Here is a 582-nt window from a genome sequence, read left to right as displayed (position 1 = left end):
GATGGCCAAGAGCAAATTCGAGCGCAACAAGCCGCATGTGAACATCGGGACGATTGGTCACGTTGATCACGGCAAGACGTCGTTGACGGCGGCGATCACGAAGTATTTCGGCGAGTACCGCGCCTACGACCAGATCGACGCGGCGCCGGAGGAGAAGGCGCGCGGGATCACGATTTCGACGGCGCATGTGGAGTACGAGACGGAAGCGCGGCATTACGCGCATGTCGACTGCCCGGGCCACGCCGATTACGTGAAGAACATGATCACCGGTGCGGCGCAGATGGATGGCGCGATCCTGGTGGTGTCGGCGGCGGACGGCCCGATGCCGCAGACCCGCGAGCACATTCTTCTGGCGCGCCAGGTCGGCGTTCCGGCGGTGGTGGTGTTCCTGAACAAGGTCGACCAGGTCGACGACGAGGAGCTTCTGGAGCTGGTCGAGCTCGAGGTTCGCGAGCTTCTGTCGTCCTACGAGTTCCCGGGCGACGACATCCCGATCGTGAAGGGTTCGGCGCTGGCGGCGCTGGAGGATTCCAACAAGGAGATCGGCGAGGACGCGGTGCGGGCGCTGATGGCGGAAGTCGA

Annotated in this window: 1 protein-coding gene; it reads left to right on the top strand. The window is 64.1% G+C overall.

Going from position 1 to position 582, the window contains the following annotated elements; genetic code table 11:
• Window position 1: 1 nt before the first annotated feature.
• On the top strand, window positions 2-582 hold a 581-nt coding region (locus VQ045_RS21885; RefSeq protein WP_331831634.1), incomplete at its 3' end, for a GTP-binding protein.

This window comes from Aurantimonas sp. E1-2-R+4 (assembly GCF_036549515.1).
GTDB lineage: Bacteria > Pseudomonadota > Alphaproteobacteria > Rhizobiales > Rhizobiaceae > Aurantimonas > Aurantimonas coralicida_A.
This window is presented reverse-complemented; position numbering and strand designations above follow the sequence as displayed.